The sequence below is a fragment of the Bacillus sp. JJ675 genome (assembly GCF_036963165.1).
GTDB lineage: Bacteria > Bacillota > Bacilli > Bacillales > Bacillaceae > Bacillus > Bacillus glycinifermentans.
This window is the reverse complement of record NZ_JBALMR010000111.1, coordinates 1-20,035: the sequence shown is the minus strand read 5'-3', so window position 1 is coordinate 20,035 and position 20,035 is coordinate 1. Positions and strand designations below refer to the sequence as shown.

The 20,035-nt window shown below is 46.1% G+C and carries 20 protein-coding genes, 1 tRNA gene, 1 other RNA gene, 1 pseudogene and 1 other annotated feature; of the genes and pseudogenes, 9 read left to right on the top strand and 14 right to left on the bottom strand.

All coding sequences use genetic code 11. The features are described 5' to 3' along the window. Positions 1-159: 159 nt before the first annotated feature. The 7 genes from V7126_RS23045 to tadA all read right to left on the bottom strand — a co-directional run bounded on the left by V7126_RS23045 (position 160) and on the right by tadA (position 4,363). A complete protein-coding gene (locus V7126_RS23045) occupies positions 160-426 on the bottom strand; it encodes a pro-sigmaK processing inhibitor BofA family protein (protein ID WP_046131381.1) in 267 nt (88 codons plus the stop codon). 63 nt (positions 427-489) lie between these two features. Further along, positions 490-714: a YaaL family protein gene (locus V7126_RS23040; RefSeq protein ID WP_046131380.1), complete on the bottom strand. Its 225-nt coding sequence runs from the start codon at positions 712-714 to the stop codon at positions 490-492. Positions 715-735: 21 nt separating this feature from the next. Beyond that, positions 736-1,332: a recombination protein RecR gene (gene recR, locus V7126_RS23035; protein ID WP_046131379.1), complete on the bottom strand. Its 597-nt coding sequence runs from the start codon at positions 1,330-1,332 to the stop codon at positions 736-738. A 13-nt stretch (positions 1,333-1,345) separates the two neighbouring features. After that, the gene (locus V7126_RS23030) at positions 1,346-1,669 is read right to left on the bottom strand and encodes a YbaB/EbfC family nucleoid-associated protein (RefSeq protein ID WP_006640440.1); all 324 of its coding nucleotides are present in this window, start codon (positions 1,667-1,669) and stop codon (positions 1,346-1,348) included. A 26-nt stretch (positions 1,670-1,695) separates the two neighbouring features. Further along, complete coding sequence (gene dnaX / locus V7126_RS23025; RefSeq protein WP_046131378.1) at positions 1,696-3,396, bottom strand: DNA polymerase III subunit gamma/tau; 1,701 nt, start codon at positions 3,394-3,396, stop codon at positions 1,696-1,698. A 129-nt stretch (positions 3,397-3,525) separates the two neighbouring features. Further along, positions 3,526-3,791, bottom strand: an RNA gene (gene ffs, locus V7126_RS23020) — signal recognition particle sRNA large type. Positions 3,792-3,874: 83 nt separating this feature from the next. Beyond that, positions 3,875-4,363, bottom strand: a complete 489-nt coding sequence (gene tadA, locus V7126_RS23015) for a tRNA adenosine(34) deaminase TadA (RefSeq protein ID WP_046131377.1) — start codon at positions 4,361-4,363, stop codon at positions 3,875-3,877. Positions 4,364-4,443: 80 nt separating this feature from the next. Here tadA and V7126_RS23010 point away from each other — a divergent pair, with 80 nt between their 5' ends. The 4 genes and pseudogenes from V7126_RS23010 (at position 4,444) to dck (ending at position 7,706) form a co-directional block, all read left to right on the top strand. Then, a complete protein-coding gene (locus tag V7126_RS23010; RefSeq protein ID WP_236809893.1) occupies positions 4,444-4,992 on the top strand; it encodes a cysteine hydrolase family protein in 549 nt (182 codons plus the stop codon). A 37-nt stretch (positions 4,993-5,029) separates the two neighbouring features. Continuing rightward, a complete protein-coding gene (locus V7126_RS23005; protein WP_046131376.1) occupies positions 5,030-6,349 on the top strand; it encodes a glycoside hydrolase family 18 protein in 1,320 nt (439 codons plus the stop codon). Between the two features lie 94 nt (positions 6,350-6,443). Further along, entirely contained in the window at positions 6,444-7,067 is a 624-nt protein-coding gene (locus V7126_RS23000) for a deoxynucleoside kinase (RefSeq protein ID WP_046131375.1), read from the top strand. Beyond that, a pseudogene (dck, locus tag V7126_RS22995) lies at positions 7,064-7,706 on the top strand (deoxyadenosine/deoxycytidine kinase). Before V7126_RS23000 ends, dck begins: the two are co-directional and overlap by 4 nt. A 328-nt stretch (positions 7,707-8,034) precedes the next feature. Here the strand turns inward: dck and V7126_RS22990 are convergent. Together V7126_RS22990 and V7126_RS22985 are read right to left on the bottom strand one after the other, a co-directional pair. Then, complete coding sequence (locus V7126_RS22990) at positions 8,035-8,130, bottom strand: putative holin-like toxin (RefSeq protein WP_231947411.1); 96 nt, start codon at positions 8,128-8,130, stop codon at positions 8,035-8,037. Positions 8,131-8,397: 267 nt separating this feature from the next. Next, positions 8,398-8,490: transfer RNA gene (locus V7126_RS22985), tRNA-Ser, on the bottom strand. Between the two features lie 122 nt (positions 8,491-8,612). Between V7126_RS22985 and V7126_RS22980 the strand changes: the two genes are divergently transcribed. The 4 genes from V7126_RS22980 to V7126_RS22965 all read left to right on the top strand — a co-directional run bounded on the left by V7126_RS22980 (position 8,613) and on the right by V7126_RS22965 (position 12,692). Beyond that, positions 8,613-9,035 carry an SMI1/KNR4 family protein gene (locus V7126_RS22980; RefSeq protein ID WP_046131373.1) on the top strand — a complete coding sequence of 141 codons (423 nt, stop codon included), beginning with the start codon at positions 8,613-8,615 and terminating at the stop codon, positions 9,033-9,035. 28 nt (positions 9,036-9,063) lie between these two features. Next, the gene (locus V7126_RS22975) at positions 9,064-10,206 is read left to right on the top strand and encodes a CdaR family transcriptional regulator (RefSeq protein WP_175077547.1); all 1,143 of its coding nucleotides are present in this window, start codon (positions 9,064-9,066) and stop codon (positions 10,204-10,206) included. A gap of 71 nt (positions 10,207-10,277) precedes the next feature. Beyond that, the gene (locus tag V7126_RS22970) at positions 10,278-11,546 is read left to right on the top strand and encodes a GntP family permease (protein ID WP_175077546.1); all 1,269 of its coding nucleotides are present in this window, start codon (positions 10,278-10,280) and stop codon (positions 11,544-11,546) included. Between the two features lie 15 nt (positions 11,547-11,561). Continuing rightward, positions 11,562-12,692 carry a glycerate kinase gene (locus V7126_RS22965; protein WP_175077545.1) on the top strand — a complete coding sequence of 377 codons (1,131 nt, stop codon included), beginning with the start codon at positions 11,562-11,564 and terminating at the stop codon, positions 12,690-12,692. 33 nt (positions 12,693-12,725) lie between these two features. Here the strand turns inward: V7126_RS22965 and serS are convergent, their stop codons facing one another. From serS to guaB, 5 genes are all read right to left on the bottom strand, one after another. Then, positions 12,726-14,003 (bottom strand): serine--tRNA ligase, encoded by a 1,278-nt coding sequence (serS, locus tag V7126_RS22960; protein WP_046131369.1) that lies wholly within the window; start codon positions 14,001-14,003, stop codon positions 12,726-12,728. Positions 14,004-14,064: 61 nt separating this feature from the next. After that, positions 14,065-14,284: a binding site (T-box leader), on the bottom strand. A gap of 52 nt (positions 14,285-14,336) precedes the next feature. After that, positions 14,337-14,927 (bottom strand): pyridoxal 5'-phosphate synthase glutaminase subunit PdxT, encoded by a 591-nt coding sequence (gene pdxT / locus V7126_RS22955; RefSeq protein WP_175077544.1) that lies wholly within the window; start codon positions 14,925-14,927, stop codon positions 14,337-14,339. Between the two features lie 19 nt (positions 14,928-14,946). Beyond that, positions 14,947-15,831, bottom strand: coding sequence for a pyridoxal 5'-phosphate synthase lyase subunit PdxS (gene pdxS, locus V7126_RS22950; protein ID WP_046131367.1), 885 nt, complete (start codon positions 15,829-15,831; stop codon positions 14,947-14,949). A gap of 168 nt (positions 15,832-15,999) precedes the next feature. Next, positions 16,000-17,322, bottom strand: coding sequence for a serine hydrolase (locus tag V7126_RS22945; protein ID WP_175077542.1), 1,323 nt, complete (start codon positions 17,320-17,322; stop codon positions 16,000-16,002). Between the two features lie 150 nt (positions 17,323-17,472). Then, entirely contained in the window at positions 17,473-18,939 is a 1,467-nt protein-coding gene (gene guaB, locus V7126_RS22940) for an IMP dehydrogenase (RefSeq protein WP_046131365.1), read from the bottom strand. Positions 18,940-19,060: 121 nt separating this feature from the next. On the opposite strand from guaB, the gene V7126_RS22935 reads away from it, so the two are divergent. Continuing rightward, the coding region (locus V7126_RS22935) for a YaaC family protein (RefSeq protein WP_335499463.1) at positions 19,061-20,035 on the top strand (975 nt) is incomplete at its 3' end.

The following is a 20,035-nucleotide window of genomic DNA, read 5'->3' as shown; positions in this document are numbered from 1 at the left end:
CTTGTTTAGTTTTCAAAGAACTTCGTTGCCGCTCTCGAAGCGACTATAATATAGTAACATTTATTCAGAATGTCGTCAACAACTTTTTTTCAAAAAAATAATTCGTCATCAGCGACGAATATAAATTTAACACCTTAGAAGACAAATGTCAACAAAAAATTAAATTATAATAAACTGCTTAATCACAATAAGTGCCGCCACTCCCGGAATACCCAACAGCCCGCTGATTCCTGTCGTAATAACATTAATCGGCAAGTGAATTCCCATGCTCTCGCCAAACAGATTCACACAGAATAATAACAGCGCCCCGATGATAAATCGAACGGCAATTGTACCAGCCCATTTTAACGGTTTAAAGGAGGCTCCTGAAAAAAACAACAGGGCAACCAACGCCACAATTGCCCCAATGATAATAACAGATCCCATGAATCCCTCACTCCTCATTTTTTCTAGTACAAGCATATGAAGAGATTCATGAAAATAGACCGGCTACTTCCATCCGCCGAGTCTTAAATATCTTTTTTTGGCCTCACGCAAATAAAAAAAGTATTTTGCCTCGGCGACTTTTAACTCGTGAAGGACTTCAAGGGAAGGCTCAAGGCTGTTTTCAATCAGCCGCTTTTGTCTGTTCCATTCTTCCTTTTGCCTCATCAGCTGTTCCATCAATTTTTGATCAAATTCTTTTCTTAGCTTTTTTTTTCGAAGAAACCCCATGGTAATGCAATTCTCCTCCCTCTACATCTCACGTCTGCCTTCAAGCGCTTTAGAAAGAGTGACTTCATCTGCATATTCCAAATCGCCGCCGACTGGAAGTCCATGGGCAATGCGCGACAGCTTGATGCCTGATGGTTTTAAGAGCCTTGAAATGTACATGGCTGTAGCTTCTCCTTCTATATTTGGGTTTGTCGCGAGAATCACTTCCGTTACTTGATCATCCTGCAATCGTTTCAACAATTCGGGTATTTTAATGTCTTCCGGTCCGATGCCGTCCATCGGAGATATCGCCCCATGCAAAACATGGTACAATCCATCGTATTCTTTCATCTTTTCCATGGCAATGACGTCTTTCGGATCCTGAACAACGCATATCACCGATTTATCTCTTCTTGTATCTTCGCAAATATAGCAGGGATCCTGGTCTGTAATGTGCCCGCAAACCGAACAATACGTCAAATTGCGCTTTGCGTTTACCAATGCCTTTGCAAAATCTAATACAACATCTTCCTTCATACTGAGAACAAAAAAAGCCAGACGGACCGCTGTTTTGGGTCCGATCCCTGGCAATTTCATAAAGCTGTCGATCAGCTTTGATATTGGTTCAGGATACTGCATTATTATTTTCCTCCTAGAATAAACCCGGCATGTTCATTCCTTTTGTAAACTTACCCATCGTTTCATTTGTCACTTCGTCGACTTGTTTCAAAGCGTCGTTTGTCGCCGCAAGAACGAGGTCTTGAAGCATTTCCACATCTTCCGGATCAACGACTTCCTCTTTGATCACGACATCAATAATTTCTTTTTGCCCGTTTACTTTAACGGTGACCATGCCTCCGCCTGCTGTACCTTCAAGCACTTTCTCCGCAAGCTCTTCCTGCGCTTTTTGCATATCTTTCTGCATTTTTTGCATTTGTTTCATCATTTTTTGCATATTTCCCATTCCACCGCGCATACCTAAATCCACTCTCTTTCCTGTTTTTATTCTTTGATTTCAATCAGTTCCGCTCCGAACAGCTTTTTAGCTTCTGCTATCAGCGGATCCTCTTCTTCTTTGGTATTTGCATCTGAATCTTCCGGCTGGTGTTCCTGTAAAAATTCTTCTCTTATTTTACCCCATTGGGCTTCGGGAACGCCAACCATATCTATTCTTCTGCCAAGCATTCCGTCTAAAATTTGTTCCAGGTTTGTCCTGACGCCGTTATTGTCTTCGGCAACCATTTTACAGTGAATTTCATATTTAAATGAGAGGACGAATGCGGTTGAAGACGCCGCTACCGGTTCACTGTCATTCAAAAGGGCTGCATGGGACACCTTGTTTTGCTGTTTGAGCTGGGCAAGCAATTCCCCCCAGCATCCCTTGAGCTTTTCCAGGTCCGATCTTGTCGCCTCTTTTAATATTTCATGAATGCGGCCGACCGGCGCCTTGTATCCGCTTTTCACGCTTTTTTGCGGGCGCGGCGCTTCTTTTGGCTGATTCTGTGCTGGAGCTGCTTGGAATCCAGACGTTTTAAGCCTGTCGATTTCCTGTTCAAGCCGGCGAACTTTGTTGATAAGGTCTTCGATTTCCGGCTGTCCGGCAGAAGGCGCCTCTGCTTTCGCGCCCTGGCAAAGCTTCACGACCGCAACTTCAAAGAAAATGCGCGGGTGATTCGTCCATTTCATTTCCTGATGGCTTTTATTTAAAATATCAATCATTTCATAAAGAGCAGGTGCAGGAATTTGCTTTGACAGGTTTTGGAACGCTTCATCCACTTTCACCTTTTCAAGCACACCCTCTAAATCCGGCGCTGTCTGATAAAGGAGCATATCCCTGAAATAGAAAATCATATCCTCGATCAGTTTTGCCGGGTCTTTCCCCTGCTGAAGCAGCTCGTTCAATGTTTCCAAAGCATCGGAAACATTCTTTTCATGAAGGGACAATGCAAGCTTTCCGATATACGCTTGAGACACGGCGCCCGTGATCAGCAGCGCGTCATCAACCGTCAGCTCATCGCCGCTGAATGATATTGCTTGATCAAGCAGGCTTAACGCGTCCCTCATTCCTCCATCGGCAGCACTGGCGATAATTTCGAGTGCGCCGTCCTGAACCTTGAACTGCTCGGTTTCGACGATTTTTTTCATTCGTCCGACAATGACCTGTGACGTGATTCTCTTAAAATCAAAACGCTGACATCTTGAAATAATCGTTAACGGAATTTTGTGGGGCTCTGTTGTTGCAAGAATGAAAATACAGTGCTCAGGCGGTTCTTCAAGCGTTTTAAGAAGAGCGTTGAATGCGCCAATAGAAAGCATATGTACTTCATCTATGATATATACTTTATACGTGACACTGGACGGGGCGAATTTCACTTTGTCCCGGATGTCGCGAATTTCATCTACACCGTTATTGGATGCGGCGTCGATTTCAATGACGTCTGAAATTGCACCGCTTGTAATGCCTTTGCACGCGGAACATTCGTTACACGGTTCACTGACCGGAGCGCGCTCACAGTTTACAGCTTTGGCAAAAAGTTTTGCGGCGCTTGTTTTCCCTGTTCCTCTCGGTCCGGAAAACAGATAGGCGTGAGAGAATTTCTTTTGTAAAAGGGCATTTTGCAACGTTTTCGTGACGTGTTCCTGACCGACGACATCTTCAAACAACTGCGGCCTGAACACCCTATATAAAGCCTGATAACTCACAAACACGCCCTCCTCTTAATATCATCATCCTTATTATACATGAAGCTGCTTTCAATTCCAAAAGCTCTTATTAAGAAAAAAACCCATCTATTCGAAAATAGATGAGTTTGTAATTTGATGATTGATTTACCGTGCACCTTCTGTCGATTCGCTACCCTAAGCGTTACTTAAACAGTTAGCTCAGCCCAGGCAACCCTGCGGCACATGAGAGGTTCCACTTAATGCTGCTTCCTTCCGGACCTGACATGGTTCATGGATTCCCATTGCGCAGGACCCAAACGTCAACACCACTTGTTTAAGGCAGGCCTTACAGTAAACGAACCTCGAGAAAGGAATTCGGCCTCGCTCGAGCGGATTGCGAGTACAGGGCACCGCTACCTCCCCGCTTAGCACGGCAAAATAAATATCAAATTATGCTGATGCGTCTATTTATGACGCACACCTTAGTATAACTTATTTCATCCTTAATTGCAAATTTCTATCTCTGTGCTTTATTTTGCTTTTCTGCTTTCTTTTTCGCCCGAAGCTTCCTGAAAAAATCGCTCAGCAACAGGCCGCACTCTTCCTCCAAGACGCCTGTGACCACTTCCGCCTGATGATTAAACCTCTCTTCCTGAAGAAGGTTCATTAAAGTCCCTGCACAGCCGCCTTTTGGGTCAAACGCTCCAAAAACGACTTTTTCAACCCTTGAAAGCACGGCCGCTCCGGCGCACATCGGGCAGGGCTCAAGCGTAACATAAAGGACCGCTCTTTCAAGCCGCCATGTCCCAAGCTTTTTGCACGCTTCGTCTATGACAAGCATTTCTGCGTGCGCGAGGGATCTTTGCTCCGTTTCCCTCAAGTTGTGGGCGCGGGCAATGATTTCATCGTCGAGAACAAGTACGGCGCCGATCGGCACCTCTCCTTTTTCCTCGGCTTTTCTCGCTTCTTGAATGGCTTCTTTCATATAAAGCTCGTCTTGTGTCATCAGCACGCACTCTTTCAATGTTTTTTCTTCATCCGGAAAGGCTAACGTATAATAACAATCTGAAAGGAGGAGAGACCGACTTGTCCAAGTCAAATACCGCCCTTATTATTGTCGACATCATCAATGATTTTCAATTCGATATGGGTGACGCTCTTTCCGAAAAAACAGAGGCGATGGCCCCCGATCTCCTGGCGTTAAAGAAACATGCACACAGCATGAATTGGCCTATCATATACATTAATGACCATTTTGGAATTTGGCAAGCGGATATTGCTGCCATTATCAAGAAATGCAAAAATCGAAAAAGCAAAAACATCATCGACCTGCTGGCGCCGAGTGAAAACGACTATTTTCTCATCAAGCCTAAGCATTCGGCTTTTTACGGAACCGCACTCGACACGCTGTTAAACGAACTCGCTGTCAATCATCTGGTCATTACGGGAATCGCCGGCAACATATGCGTTCTGTTTACTGCAAACGATGCCTATATGCGGGAATACGACATTACGCTGCCGAAGGATTGCATCGCCTCAAACACTGAAAAAGACAACCGGTACGCAATCACGATAATGAAGGATGTCCTGTTTGCCAACATTACAACTTCCGGTGAGCTCATCAATGAAACTTAGAGCATGAAACACTTCTTTTTCTCATATAGTGGTAGCAATGAGAAAGGAGGCGTTTTCCATCCAAATCTACGTCGTGAAAAGAGGCGATTCGCTTTACACAATTGCCAATCGGTACAGAACCACGGTAAATGAAATTGTCGAGACAAATGAGATTCCAAATCCGAACCGTCTTGTTGTCGGACAAACCATCGTGATACCGATTGCCGGTCAATTTTACGAGGTAAGAGCAGGAGATACACTGGCATCGATCGCAGCCCGTTTTAACATGTCGGCGGCCGAGCTCGCCAGGATCAACCGCATGCGGCCAGACGCCGAGCTCCCTGTAGGGCTGTTATTGTACATTCCTCCTGGGCCAAAGCGAAATATAGAAGTAAATGCTTATATTGAACCGCGAGGAAACACAGTCAGCGCTGCTCTCCAGCAAGCGGCGAGAGAAGCTTCGCCATATCTGACCTATCTCGGAGCTTTTAGCTTTCAGGTTAGGCGTAACGGTACGCTGCGCGAGCCGCCGCTTACCGGGTTGAAGCAAATTGCCGACAGGCAGAACGTCACAATGATGATGATTGTGACCAATCTTGAGAACGATGCCTTCAGCGCCGAGCTCGGAAGGATCATCCTGACAGACGAGAACGTCAAAAACACATTGCTGAATCAAATTGTTATCACTGCCAGAAGATACGGATTCAGAGACATTCATTTTGACTTTGAATATTTAAGACCCCAGGACAGAGAGGCTTATAATCAATTTTTAAGAGAGGCGCGAGACCGCTTCAGACAGGAAGGCTGGCTGATTTCCACCGCTTTAGCGCCCAAAACAAGCGCGACGCAAGCCGGGCAATGGTATGAAGCTCACGATTACCGGGCGCATGGCCAAATTGTCGATTTCGTCGTATTAATGACGTATGAATGGGGATACAGCGGAGGACCGCCAATGGCCGTGTCGCCGATAGGGCCCGTCCGCAATGTCATTGAATATGCGCTCACAGAAATGCCCGCCAATAAAATCGTTATGGGCCAAAATTTATACGGCTATGATTGGACGCTTCCCTATAAACCGGGCGGACCGCCCGCAAAAGCCATCAGCCCCCAGCGAGCGATCACGATTGCCAGCGAGAATAACGCATCTATTTTATTCGATGAAGAAGCCCAGGCCCCGCATTTCCGCTATACAGACAAAGCGGGCAAACAGCACGAAGTCTGGTTCGAGGATGCAAGATCGATCCAAGCTAAATTCAATCTGATTAAAGAATTAAACTTAAGGGGAATCAGCTATTGGAAGCTCGGCTTGTCATTCCCGCAAAACTGGCTCCTGATCGCCGATCAATTTAATATTGTAAAAGAGACGTTCCCACGTTAACGGAACGTTTTTTTCATGGGCAAAAGAAAAGGATGTGATACAATATGAATGTTGAAAATCAAAAGCAAACGCTTATCCAAGTAGGAGGACACCTATGAAAAGAGCCCCTTTTATTGCTGTCGAAGGTCCCATCGGGGCGGGAAAAACAACATTGGCCAGCATGCTTTCAGAAACGCTCTCCTTGTCCCTTGTTAAGGAAATTGTCGAAGAAAACCCTTTTCTCGGCAAATTTTATGAGGATAAAGACGAATGGAGCTTTCAGCTGGAAATGTTTTTCCTCTGCAATCGCTACAAACAGCTTGAAGACGCTGAAAAAGAGTTTTTACATAAAAACAAACCCGTCATTTCCGACTACCATATTTATAAAAATCTCATTTTTGCGGAACGGACGTTAACAGGCAGAAAGCTTGAGAAATACAGAAAAATTTACGGACTGCTCACAGAGGACTTGCCGAAGCCGAATATCATCATTTATATTCGCGCAAGCCTTCCGACTTTATTAAAGAGGATCAAAAAGCGGGGACGGTCTTTTGAACAGCAGATGGACGAGCAGTATTTGGAACAGCTGATCGAAGACTACGAGACTGCAATCAAACAAATCAAAGAAGCTGAACCAACGTTGCCGATTATCGAAATAAACGGTGATCAGGATGATTTTGTTTTATCTAAAGAAGTTTTTCAGCGAATTGCCGATCAAGTAAAGGAGTATATACAATGACTGTACACGATATTCCGAAAGACGCCATCATTACCGTCGCAGGCACGGTGGGAGTGGGGAAATCTACATTAACAAAAGAGCTTGCAAAAAGGCTCGGCTTTAAAACATCACTTGAAAATGTCGTGAATAATCCTTATTTGGAGGCTTTTTATAACGACTTCGAACGCTGGAGTTTTCATTTGCAGATTTTCTTTTTGGCAGAACGGTTCAAAGAGCAAAAATATATTTTTGAATCTGGAGGCGGCTTTGTCCAGGACCGCTCCATTTACGAAGATACAGGTATTTTTGCGAAAATGCATGCCGATACAAGGAACGATGTCAAAAATCGACTATAAAACCTACACGAGCCTGTTTGAAGCGATGGTGATGACGCCATACTTCCCTCACCCTGATGCCCTTATATACCTGGAAGGCGATTTGGAGAAAATCCTCGACCGCATCCAAAAACGCGGACGGGAAATGGAGCTCCAGACAGACCGGTCCTACTGGGAGGAAATGTATACAAGGTACGAAAACTGGATCAGCGGCTTTAACGCCTGTCCTGTCGTAAGGGTCAACATAGAGGAATACGATTTATTGAACAATTCCGCCTCCTTGGACCCCATTATCGAAAAAATTAGCAAAGTCATTCAAAGATAGATATGAAAAAAGAGGTATATCTTGACGGCTTGATTTACGCCGCAGAGGTTCAGCCGCCCGAATACTCCATTCAGGGAATTTTTTATGGACAAGGCCAACATGTTGTTCTACAATGACAATATATAGTCGATACACAATCAGTATACAGTTCCTGTTCACAATTACAGCACACATGAATATAATTTATTCTGAAGAGTATACTGTGAATACAAAAAGATCGAAGATGCTGGTAACATCTCCGATCGGCAATAGAATAGCTCCTGTAAGGGAGTCGGCTTTGTCCTAAATGTTAGAAGTGGAACGCCCGGATGTAGGAGTCAGGGGCGTTCTACTTTTTTTTCGTGAAATTATAGGCCAGCGTCAGAATCCCTACAATCAGGATTCCAAAGGAAAGCATCAATTGAATTGCACTTTCTACAGCCATATTTTCTCACCTCCCTTCTTCCATATATGGAGGTGAGCCGAACGCCCCTACAAAAAGCCGATCTATCGCTAATTTTTACTTTATAGGAACTTATTAGAAAACACAAGACCCCCGGCCCTTTTCGGTTCAGGGCTTGGGGGCAATTTTCTCCAGATTCGCCAGCCATGCTGTTATCGTTAGAATATAAAAAAACCGCTGCCTCATCCGGGCAGCGGCAACACAATCTCCAATTTATGCTTAGTCAATCACTAAAATGCAAATCAATAATGGCGGAGGAAGAGGGATTCGAACCCCCGCGGGCTTTGACACCCCTGTCGGTTTTCAAGACCGATCCCTTCAGCCAGACTTGGGTATTCCTCCGTATCGACAAGAATTAATATAACATGTCCCATATTTCTGAGTCAAGGGTATTTTTAATAAAAATTTAATTTTATTGATCGTTCACTTATAATGATATAAAAGACATGATAAAGGTGATGACGATGTGGCGAGATTTTCCGGGAAAGTATACATATAACAAGCCTGCTGAAACCGCAAAACTGGAGGAGATCAAACAGACATTCAACATTGATCTCCCGGAAGAATTGGAAAGCCTGCTGAAAGAAACGGATGGCATAAACGATGAATTCGGATGCCATCTCATTTGGTCCGCAGACCGGATCATAGACGAAAACAAAGAGCTGAGAAACAGCGAAATTTTTAAAGATTTGTATATGCCATTTGATTGTCTCTTATTTATCGCTGACGCAGGAAACGGCGATTTATTTGGTTATTCCATTTTAAACGGTTCCATCCAAAGAGACGATATATACGTTTGGAATCATGAAGACGACAGCCGTACGTGGGTTGCCCCCACTTTAAAACAATTTATCGAATGGTGGATCGACGGAAAAATCCTCATATGAAAAACAACTGGACAGGAGCACCGGCAAAATGAACTATCTCTTAAAAGAACTCGCTGCGGAAATTGTTGATAGAACGATGTCGATTATTCGACATAATATCAATATTATGGATGAAAACGGGGTGATCATCGCCTCCGGGGATCGTTCAAGAATCGGTGATGAACATGCGGGGGCGAAGGATGCCCTTTCTGGCAAAAGCGGAATCAGCATTTCGCCGGACGAATGCTCCGATTTAGCCGGGACAAAACCGGGCGTGAACCTTCCGATCGTATTTCATGATGAAATCATCGGAGTCATCGGCATTACGGGGGCTCCGTCTAAGGTCAGTCCATACGGGGAACTTGTCAAAATGGCGGCGGAAATGACCGTGGAACAAGCTTTTTTGACAAAACAGCTGACATGGGACCAAAGGCTTCGGGAGGAAACGGTTATTCAAATGCTCCATGGTGCGGATTTGTCATCCCTTGACTTCCTGGGACGCGCCGAGCGTTTGCAAATTCCGCTCGAAGGCAGACGATTATGCCTCGTGTTTGAGCTTCCTTCCGCCGATTTGAAGCCGGACTTTATCAAAGGCCTCGAAAAGCAGCTAAGGCCCCGAGACCTTTATGCCAATGTTTCACTGACGGAAATCGCCGTTCTCTTGGCAGATGAGCCGGGGAGGAGCCGGTCTGACACCTTTATGATATGGAAAGATTGGCTGAGCAGCTGGAAGGATATCAGAGGAGCATGCGGAGAACAAGCTGAGCAGCTCAACCAGCTTCCCTTTTCGTACCAAAGTGCAAAACAAACCTTGTACATTGCCGATAAGGCGGGAACCCGCAATCATTTTTACGACTACCGCGATTTCGCCGTCCCTGTGCTTCTCTCAAACATCCGCCATCCACATCAGGAAATCCATTTCAGAAAGATCTGGGATCGGCTTTCACTTGCAGATCAAAAAGGCGATTTGATGAAAACCCTTCTCTGCTACATCGAGGAAAACGGAGAAATCGGTGTAGTTGCTTCAAAACTGTTTATTCACCGAAATACATTATCCTATCGTTTAAAGAAAATTAAAGCGGCAACTGGATGCGATCCAAAAAATCTGGAGGATCTGTTTAAGCTGTATACGGCAATGATGCTTTTTGCAAATTGTGCAAGTGAACAATTTTGCGATGGTTCAGATCGTTAAAATCCGTTTGCCTGACCAATTCTCCCTCCATCAGAAAGCGTTTACAATCTAAGTTGTAGGGGGGATGCAGTGTGGATATTCAAATAAACGCTATTGGCGCTCTTTGCGCTTTAGCGATTTCGATCTTTCTCATTTTAAAAAAGGTGCCTCCGGCTTATGGAATGATGATTGGAGCGTTGGCCGGAGGTTTAATCGGCGGTGCGAATGTCATTGAAACGACAGATTTAATGATATCAGGGGCCAAAACGATGATTCCTGCCGTGCTTCGTATTTTGGCGGCCGGCATCCTCGCCGGTGTCCTGATCCAATCAGGGTCAGCTGCAGTCATTGCCGAAACGATCGTCAAAAAAATCGGCGAAAAACGGGCATTGCTTGCGCTGACGCTGGCGACAACAATCTTAACGGCGGTCGGCGTTTTCGTCGATGTTGCAGTCATTACCGTTGCCCCGATCGCCCTGGCCATCGCCAAACGGACATCAACCAGCAAAGCCGCCATTCTTTTGGCGATGATCGGCGGCGGGAAAGCCGGGAATATCATGTCTCCCAATCCCAATGCAATCGCCGCTTCAGATGCGTTTCACATCCCTTTGACATCCGTGATGGCAGCCGGGATCATTCCCGCCGTTTTCGGATTGGGCGCGGCATATTTGTTAGCAAAACGGCTGGCCAACAAAGGAACATATACGTCTTCTGCAGAAATTGAAAGCAATGGCCATGAACATGCCCCCTCGTTTTGGGCGGCAATCAGCGGGCCGGCTGCTGCCATTCTTTTATTGGCTTTAAGACCGGCCGCAGGAATTACCATTGATCCGATGATCGCACTCCCGGCCGGGGGGCTTGTGACGGCTATCGCCTCTGGACAAGCCGGGAAGCTGAAGGATTTTGCCGCTTCCGGCCTCACTAAAATGTCAGGCGTCGCCATCATGCTGATTGGCACAGGAACACTCGCCGGGATGATCGCGAATTCAGAGCTTAATTCGTTGATCACGGACAGCCTTGTCGGTTTGGGTCTGCCGCCTTTTCTTTTGGGGCCGATTTCAGGCATTTTGATGTCTATGGCTACAGCTTCGACAACCGCAGGCACCGCTGTCGCCAGCAGTGTGTTCGGGCCGACGCTTGTCGATCTCGGCGTCTCCGGCCTTGCAGGCGCTGCCATGATTCACGCCGGTGCGACAGTCCTTGATCACCTGCCTCACGGAAGTTTTTTTCATACGACAGGAGGCAGCGTATTCATGCCGATGAAAAAACGCCTTGCACTCATTCCTTACGAAACGGCCATCGGTTTGGTTTTAACGATCATATCGACGCTGATTTTCGGTGTTTTTCAATTTTTTAAGTAAGAAGGAGCGGAAAGTATGAAAATCGTGATCGCACCAGATTCATTTAAGGAAAGCATGACCTCCATGGAGGCTGCCGACAGCATTGAAAAAGGCTTTGCAACCGTTCTGCCTGAGGCGGAATATGTCAAAATTCCGGTCGCAGACGGAGGTGAAGGAACCGTTCAAGCTTTGGTTGATGCGACCGGCGGGGAATTGATCCGCAAAACGGTAACAGGTCCTCTCGGAACGCCGGTTGAGGCGGTTTACGGGCTGCTTGGAGACGGAAAAACGGCCGTGATTGAAATGGCGGAGGCGTCAGGCCTTCATCTCGTTCCTCCCGATCAGCTCAACCCGCTGGTGACGACGACGAGGGGAACGGGAGAACTGATCCTCGATGCCGCAGAAAAGGGCGCGCTTCACATCATCATCGGGCTCGGAGGCAGTGCGACAAACGACGGCGGCGCGGGCATGGCGAGCGCACTCGGCGTGAAATTTTTAAACAAAGACGGCCGCGAGATTGGTGACGGCGGCGGTTCATTGTCTCAAATTGCTGCGATCAATACGGACGGAATGCATCCAAAATTAAAGGACGTCGTATTTGAAGCAGCTTGTGACGTCGACAACCCTCTGACAGGTCCCAATGGGGCATCCGCCGTATTCGGACCGCAAAAAGGCGCATCGGACGACATGGTTGCCCTATTGGATGACAACTTGAAGCATTATGCCTATGTCATCAAGGCGGAGCTGAAATGTGAGGCCGATTCCCTTCCCGGTGCCGGAGCGGCGGGCGGCTTAGGTGCGGGCCTCAAGGCTTTTTTAAAAGCGGAATTGAAAAGCGGTGTCGACATTGTGCTGGACACCCTGTCTTTCTCTGAACGGATAAAAGGAGCGGACCTCGTGATCACGGGAGAAGGGAAAATAGACGGCCAATCGATTCACGGCAAAACGCCGGTCGGTGTCGCAAGCCGGGCCTCGCGGGAAGGCATTCCGGTCATCGCTGTCGCCGGCTCTCTCGGTGAAGGCTGTGAACTCGTTTATGACAAAGGGATTTCGGCTCTTTTTTCCATTGTGCCGGGGACGCGTACGTTGGAGGATTCGCTCGCCAATGGAAAAACGTATCTCGAACATTGCGCGCGGAATATCGCCGCCGTCTGGTCGTTAAAATAAAAAAGGTGCGCCTAATTCGCGCACCTTTTTTCATTATGCTTTAATGACTTCTCTATTTCCCATATAAGGGCGGAGAATTTCAGGGATGACGACGCTTCCGTCTTCCTGCTGATAGTTCTCCAGCAAGGCGGCGACTGTTCGCCCGACCGCCAGGCCTGAGCCGTTTAACGTATGAACGTGTTCAGGCTTTCCTTTTGCTTCCCTTCTGAATCTGATATTGGCCCGTCTTGCCTGAAAGGCTTCAAAGTTGCTGCAAGAGGAGATTTCACGATACGTATTCTGGCTCGGTATCCAGACTTCGATATCGTATTTTTTCGCTGCTGTAAAGCCTAGATCTCCCGTACACATGCTCATCACGCGGTATGGCAGCCCGAGCAGCTGAAGCACCTTTTCAGCCTGATTTGTCAGCTTTTCAAGCTCCTCATAAGAATCCTCAGGTTTAACAAATTTCACGAGCTCCACTTTGTTGAATTGATGCTGGCGAATCAATCCGCGCGTGTCTCTTCCGGCAGAGCCGGCTTCTGAACGGAAGCAGGCGCTAAACGCGGCATAATTGATCGGCAGCTCGTCAGCCGCTAAAATTTCGTCGCGATGCATGTTCGTCACCGGCACTTCCGCCGTCGGAATCAGAAAATAGTCCTCTTCCCTGATTTTAAAAGCATCCTCTTCAAACTTAGGAAGCTGCCCTGTGCCCGTCATGCTCGTCCGGTTCACCATGTAAGGAGGCAGCACCTCTGTATAGCCGTATTCATCGACATGGAGGTCAAGCATAAAGTTAAATAAGGCACGTTCAAGCCGTGCGCCAAGCCCTTTATAGAAAACAAAGCGGCTTCCCGTCACTTTTCCGGCACGCTCAAAATCGAGAATCTCAAGCTGGTCGGCAATTTCCCAATGAGGCTTCGCTTCAAAAGAAAATTCGGGAACCTCGCCCCATTTGCGCACTTCGACATTATCGTCTTCTGTCTCGCCGACAGGCACAGACTCGTGAGGGATGTTCGGAATGGACAGCATGATTCTTTCTAAAGAAGCTTCGACTGTTCTTAAGCTTTCATCAAGCGTTTTAATCTCTTCGCCGACTTCGCGCATTTCTTTAATCAGATGGTCTGCATCCTTTTTCTCGCGTTTTAAAGCCGCCACCTGCTGGGAGACCTCATTGCGCTTTCCTTTCAATTCTTCTACTTTGACGATCAATTCTCTTCTTTTTGCATCCAATTCTTCAAATTGATCAAAATCTGTTAAATCTTCTCCTCTGTGGGCAAGCTTTTGTTTGATCTCTTGTAAATTTGCCCGCAGCAGCTTCACGTCAAGCATCTGCCTCGCTCCTTTTTACTGTTTTTGATCGAAAAAAAGAGAGCCCTGGTCCCCTTATGTGTAAAGGGACGAGAGCTCTCGCGTTGCCACCCTGATTGAAAACGGGACGTGTCGTACACCGTTTTCCGCTTCGTTTCATAACGGTCTTCCCGTAAATGCCTACTTGAATGTTCAGCATTTCGCTCAAGGATGGATTCGGACAGCATCTTTCGCCGATTCGCACCAACCATCGGCTCTCTTGGAAAGAGAGGCTTCCTACTGTTTCCTGTCAACGCTTTTCGATCTGTAATTGTCCTTTTAATGTACTACAAGTTTTCACAGCTTTCAACTGTTTTATACGACGGCTTCTTTTTTATGCTGTTCCGCCATGTCAATGAAAAGCTTGGTTATTCTGTCGTCATCCGTCAATTCTGGATGGAACGAACAGCCGAGCAGGTTTCCTTGTTTGGCAGCAACGATTCTTCCGTCATGCTCAGAAAGAACTTCGACGTCTGCACCCGCCTCTAAAATGTGAGGGGCACGGATAAATACGCCGGTAAACGGTCTATCCAGCCCTTTAACCGTTAAATCCGCTTCAAAGCTGTCCCTCTGCCTTCCGAAGGAGTTGCGCTCCACCGTTACATTCAAGACGCCAAGATGAGCACCGTCAGATCCGGCGATTTTCTTCGCCAGGATAATCAAACCCGCACAAGTTCCAAACATCGGCTTTCCGGACGCGGCAAATTCCTGAAGAGGCTTCATAAACTGATACGTATCGATGAGGCGCCTCATCGTCGTGCTTTCGCCTCCCGGTAAAATAAGACCATCGATTTCTTTCAAGTCTTCGGGCCATTTCACCACTTTTCCGGCCGCTCCGCATGCTTCAATTGAACGAATGTGTTCTCTTACCGCTCCCTGAAGTCCAAGTACACCAATTGTCAGCATGTAAAACCGTCTCCTTACATTACCAGCCGCGTTCTTGCATACGCTGTTCTGGCAGCAGATTTGAAATTTCGATCCCTTTCATTGCAGTTCCAAGCTCTTTTGAAAGCTCGGCGATCAGTTTGTAGTCTGTGTAATGCGTTGTCGCTTCAACGATTGCTTTCGCAAATTTTGCAGGATTATCGGATTTAAAGATACCGGATCCTACGAACACGCCGTCAGCGCCAAGCTGCATCATCAAAGCAGCGTCAGCAGGCGTTGCCACGCCGCCGGCTGCAAAGTTTACAACAGGAAGGCGTCCTTCAGCTTTAATTTGTTTTAACAGCTCATAAGGAGCGCCGAGATTTTTCGCTTCTGTCATCAGCTCGTCATCGCTCATGCCGACTACTTTGCGCACTTGAGCGTTCACTTTTCTCATATGGCGGACGGCTTCAACGATATTTCCCGTTCCCGGCTCGCCTTTTGTGCGAAGCATGGAAGCTCCCTCTCCAATCCGGCGTGCTGCCTCTCCAAGATCGCGGCATCCGCATACGAACGGAACGGTAAATTCGCTTTTATTTAAGTGGAATTCCTCGTCGGCCGGAGTCAAAACTTCGCTTTCATCAATATAATCAACGCCAAGCGCTTCAAGAACGCGCGCTTCAACGATATGTCCGATGCGTGCTTTCGCCATAACCGGAATCGACACTGCGTTCATGACTTCCTCGACGATTGTCGGATCTGCCATACGGGCAACCCCGCCAGCCGCACGGATATCAGCCGGAACACGTTCAAGCGCCATAACAGCGACGGCTCCTGCTTCTTCAGCGATTTTTGCTTGTTCAGCATTGACAACGTCCATGATGACGCCGCCCTTTTGCATTTCTGCCATACCGCGTTTTACACGTTCAGTACCTGTTTGAGCCATTGTAGGATCCCCCTATTGATAGAATTGTCAGATTTAATCTTATTGTATCCTATAATTCCGCAAAATCATATGGAAAAACACGAAGATTATTTCTATTTTAATATCAAATCGTTTGGATTGTAAATGTGAAATTACAGCAAAGAGCCCTAATCATAGAGCTCTTTGCTATTAAAACCAGCCGGTTACCGTTTCAACGATGCTGTTCCAGATTCCAGCGAAAAATCCGCCGATGCTGCGCATCGTTAAGACAAACCAGTTTGCTTTCTCATCATTTTCTTTTGTTACCAATTTCACACCTGATACATCGCTGCCGACGTAGCCGTAATCCTTCTGATCTCCCGTATAAGCAGCCGTCAATGTTCCGACTTTTTCACCTTTTTTCACAGGTGCGGAAAGCTCTTTCTTATCAAGTGTGACTTTTGCCTTATAGTTCTTCTCTTCGCCGTTTTTCACAGGGATCGAAAAAGCATTCTCCGTTACGATCGCGACTTCCTGATCTTTCCCCTGGTCGACTTTAACCGTTTCATTGCCTTTTACTTGATCGCCTTTTGCATACAGCTCTTTCATCGTGAAATTTTTAAAAGCATAATCCAGCATTTTTTTCGTTTGATCAAAACGTCCAGTGTGGATGTTGCCTTTTGCGTTAAGTACGACGGAAATCACGCGCATGCCGTTTCTTTCGGCAGTCGCGGTGAAACAAGATCCTGCAGAATCGGTTGAGCCTGTTTTCAGTCCGTCAACGCCTTTATATTCCTGAACCAGGCCTTTCAGCATAAAGTTCCAGTTCGGCATGTCCATTTCATCGTCTGTGCCTTTTCTGAACTTTGTTTTTGCAATGCTTGCCGTATCCAGAATTTCAGGGTAATCCTTGATCAAATGGTCAGTAAGAATCGCCATGTCTTTTGCAGAAACTTCATTTTCTTCATCAGCGCTTCCCACCGGTTGTTTTCCGTGAAGGTCTTTGTTTGCCAAACCTGTCGCATTGACAAATTTGAAATTTTTCATGCCAAGTTCTTTTGCTTTTTTATTCATTTGTTCAACAAAGTTCTTTTCAGAACCCGCTACAACTTCCGAAAGCGCGATTGCCGCAGCATTTGCTGAGTAAATTGCAGTCGCCTGGTAAAGCTCTTTCACGGTATAAGAGCCGTCTTTGCGAAGCGGAACGTTGGACAATGAACGGTCTTGAGAAATTTCATACACGTAATCATCCGGTGTATATGTTTGATCCCATTTCACTTTGCCCTCATGAATCGCTTCCAAAAGAAGATACTCCGTCATCATTTTCGCCATGCTGGCAACAGGAAGACGCTCATCGGCATTTTTGCTGTACAGCACTTTCCCTGATGACGCCTCAATCAAAATGGCCGCCTTTGCGTTTACATTAATTGGATCATTTGCAGCCTTTGCGTTTGACATAGGAGAAAATGCTCCTATCACCACTGCAAAAGCAACAACTAACATGATCAGCTGTTTGAATTTCTTGCTTTTCAAATTGTATACCTCCGCTTTTCATCGTACTCAATCTATGTAAAAGCCATAAAAGACATTTTTCAACACAACATCATAAATTTTATCATAATGAAGCAAAAAAAAATAGACAGAGTATCACTCTGTCTACAGTTTAATTTTTGTCACTTTTGATTAAGAAATGGTATAGTTAGGCGATTCTTTGGTAATTTGAACATCGTGCGGGTGGCTTTCCCTGAGGCCGGCGCCTGTCATCCGAATGAACTGCGTGTCTTCTCTTAAAGCCTGCAAATCCTTCGTTCCGCAATAGCCCATGCCTGATTTCAGACCGCCGACAAGCTGATAAATCGTATCGGCAACAGGTCCTTTGTAAGGCGTGCGGCCTTCGATGCCTTCAGGGACGAATTTTTTGTTTTCTTCTTGGAAGTAGCGGTCTTTGCTTCCTTTTTCCATGGCAGCGACAGAGCCCATGCCGCGGTACACTTTAAAGCGTCTGCCTTGATAAATTTCCGTTTCGCCGGGGCTTTCAGATGTACCGGCAAGAAGGCTTCCAAGCATGACGGCATGTCCGCCTGAAGCCAATGCTTTTACAATGTCACCGGAATACTTGATTCCGCCGTCTGCGATAATGGCAGCTCCGTGCTTTCTTGCTTCAGTCGCACAATCATAAATCGCAGTCACTTGCGGAACGCCGACTCCCGCTACGACACGGGTCGTACAGATTGATCCAGGTCCGATACCCACTTTGACCACATCTGCACCGGCGTCGATCAGCGCTTTCGTTCCTTCTGCGGTCGCAACGTTTCCTGCAATGATATTCAGCTCCGGATACGTGTCACGGATTTTTTTGACCGTATTCAGAACGCCTTGAGAATGGCCGTGTGCCGTATCGACGACAATCACGTCAACATTGGCTTCGACAAGCTTTTTGACGCGCGTCATCGTGTCGCCTGTTACGCCGACCGCAGCCCCAACCAGCAGGCGGCCGTGAACATCTTTCGCTGAGTTCGGGAACTCAATGACTTTTTCAATATCTTTGATTGTGATAAGACCTTTTAACACACCTTGATCATCTACAAGAGGGAGTTTTTCGATTTTATATTTCTGAAGGATTTTTTCTGCCTCGTCTAACGTTGTGCCGACAGGAGCAGTGACCAGCTCTTCTTTTGTCATCACATCGCTGATTTTCATGGAATAATCAGAAATAAATCGAAGATCGCGGTTTGTAATGATTCCGACCAGCTTCTGGTCTTCGCTGTTATCGACAATCGGAACGCCGGAAATTCTGTATTTGCCCATTAAATGCTCTGCATCAAATACTTGATGTTCGGGTGTCAGGAAAAACGGATTCGTAATGACGCCCCGCTCTGAACGCTTCACCTTGTCAACTTGTTCAGCCTGCTGTTCGATCGACATGTTTTTGTGGATGATGCCAAGTCCGCCCTGCCTTGCCATTGCAATGGCCATTTCAGCTTCTGTAACGGTATCCATACCTGCACTGATAATCGGAACATTCAGTTTGAGAGATGGAGTAAGCTCAACCGATAAATTCACGTCGCGCGGAAGAACTTCTGATTTAGCCGGAATAAGCAATACATCATCAAACGTTAAGCCTTCTTTTGAAAATTTGCTTTCCCACATTAGTAAATCCCCCTCTTTTCGGCAAAATATTATATGTAGATTATCAACTTGAAAACCGACTGTCAAGAAAGCGACAAACAGTTGTAATTTTTAGAAAATATTCATGAGGGAAGTGGAGTTTATGCGAAATAAGGGATGGAAAGAACTAGAGCTGTTTTACTCCGTGGAGACATCCCAGAATTTTCTAGAAAAGGTATATAAAAATCACGATATGGACGATCCGAAAAGAAACTCTTATAAAAATGGAGAACGGTTCATTTTCTTTCTCAAACATGCTGAAGCCTTCTACAAACAGGCAAAACTGGCTTCTATTGAAATTAAGCCGATTCTGTTATTTTACGGAATGGCCCAGCTTTTAAAAGCTTGCATATTAACTTCAGATCCTTCCTATCCAAGCCACACCTCTGTGCTTGCACACGGCGTCACCACGAGAAAACGAAAAAAACAAAATTATCGTTTTTATGAAGATGAAGTGAAAATTCAAAGAAATGGGCTATGCATGCATGTCATTCAATCCTTATTTCAATTAAAGGGCCTTGAAGACGAACGCTTCAGCATGAAGCAGCTTTTAGCCAACATACCGGAAATCAATAAAGTGCTGTCATTTCAAAGGAGAGAAAATCCGATGGTGAAAGTGTCGGTGCAAGACGGCAGCATCAGACTCCCCCAGCATACAGCAGATGCTTATAACATGTCAGCCAAACGATTCATCGAGCATGTCGAATACCATTTAAATTGGAATTTTATTGGAGAAGACCACGGCAGCTTCGTTTTTTCTTCAGACCAAAAGGAAGCTCATCCATGCACTTCGACGAGTTTGCTTTTTGACCTTGAGAATGAAGCGTATTTCTTTCCCGCCGCCCGCGACCGGTTTTTAAAACTTCCGGAAATATTGGTTCATTACTTGATTGCCTACAATCTGAGCATGATCGCCAGATATGAAACGGAATGGTGGTACGACCTTCTTCTGCAATGCTCAAGTGACGACTATGTCATCATTCAGCAGTTTTTACATATAACCGAAAGAAAATTTCCATACTATATCGCCAAACTGCTATTAAGAAAAAAAGAATACATCAAAAAAGGCCAGCTTTAC